The organism is Acinetobacter towneri DSM 14962 = CIP 107472 (genome assembly GCF_000368785.1).
Taxonomy (GTDB): Bacteria; Pseudomonadota; Gammaproteobacteria; order Pseudomonadales; family Moraxellaceae; genus Acinetobacter; species Acinetobacter towneri.
Genome location: NZ_KB849681.1, coordinates 1 through 1,251 on the forward strand (window position 1 = coordinate 1; position 1,251 = coordinate 1,251).

General features: G+C 33.2%; 2 protein-coding genes. Both read right to left on the minus strand.

Features of this window, described 5'->3' with window-relative positions; all coding sequences use genetic code 11:
• Window positions 1–79: 79 nt before the first annotated feature.
• Window positions 80–379, minus strand: a complete 300-nt coding sequence (locus F947_RS00570) for a hypothetical protein (protein WP_004969894.1) — start codon at window positions 377–379, stop codon at window positions 80–82.
• A 2-nt stretch (window positions 380–381) separates the two neighbouring features.
• A complete protein-coding gene (locus F947_RS00575) occupies window positions 382–1,020 on the minus strand; it encodes an AAA family ATPase (RefSeq protein WP_004969897.1) in 639 nt (212 codons plus the stop codon).
• Window positions 1,021–1,251 lie beyond the last annotated feature (231 nt).

Below are 1,251 nucleotides of genomic sequence, written 5' to 3' on the forward strand. Positions count from 1 at the left end.
TTATGAAGTTATGAAGTTATGAAGTTATGAAGTTAGGTTATTTAATCTATAAGATTAAATAACCTGTTCCGTTCTTATTTTATTTAAAACTTTTATCAACTAGCTGCTTAAAATCTTCTAAATTCTGCTCTGCCAGTGACTCTAAAGCTATTCTTACAATACTAGATCTGTTAACACGAGCATTATTACTTTTGATAATTAGCTCATCAATTAACTCACTTAATTCTTGATTTAAAGAAAAGGTACAACGAACGAATTTCTTTTGTGAAACTTCTAGGTCCTTAACTCTTTTATCAGCTCCAGATATAAAGTTTTCAACCAGTTTATCCTGATCCGAAAGTTCGTCAGTCTTCTTTTTTAAACCACTAAGGCCTGCCATAGTTATACTCCTAAAAACTCTTGAGCTATCCCTTCAATTTCTGCTTTTGCCTTAGGATCACTTGTTACCTCAAAAACAGATAAACCATTTTCATCTGCATCATCATAAACATTTCGATTTGTCGTGATTTGGTCTAAGGCTTTTATTCCGAACGATACACAGGCTTCTTTAGCATCTAAAATTCGCTGTACTTGTGATGGTAATGTTGGGCATTGTGTAATGATTGCTCTTGCATTCAAATCTGGATTCACTGCTCGCGCCAGTTTTAATACTTGTTCCATATGATCTAAAGTCTTTAGATCTCTACGCTTAGGCCTAAAAGGCAATAGCATATGTGTTGCTATAGTCATAGCAGAGCGCAATGCTTCTGAATCTTGTCCACCAGCATCAATGATAATATCTTCATATCTTTTTGATAAATCATTTAAAACTTGACGAATATTGCCCGAAGCTTGTACAGATGGGATATTTTTCAAATCCTCATTCTCATCACGTTCTTTAATCCAATCAGTTGTTGTACCTTGAGGATCTGCATCTAGAAGTAGAACATCTCTATTCTTGGTTTGTAAATAAACCGCTAAGTTCTGTGCAAGGCAGCTCTTACCAGCTCCGCCTTTTTCACCACCTACTAAAATAATCATAAGTTATGTAAGTTACGTAATTTTGTTGGAAACAATGTATAAGTTTTAATCTCCTGAATCAACTATTGTGAAAAATAAAGTTAAAAATAAAGTTATCCACAAGTAAGGCACTTTTTTAAATTTATATATATTTTTAAATTTATATTTTATAGGTCTCTTGTATCTCTTGTAGTGTATAGCTTTGAGAGGATTTAAATGGACGTTTTCCTGACAATAAGTGGACGTTTTCCT

Bases quoted from the DNA above. Each gene is read 5' to 3' on its own strand.
- F947_RS00575 (WP_004969897.1), bottom strand. From the start codon at position 1,020: ATGATTATTTTAGTAGGTGGTGAAAAAGGCGGAGCTGGTAAGAGCTGC.
- F947_RS00570 (WP_004969894.1), bottom strand. From the start codon at position 379: ATGGCAGGCCTTAGTGGTTTAAAAAAGAAGACTGACGAACTTTCGGAT.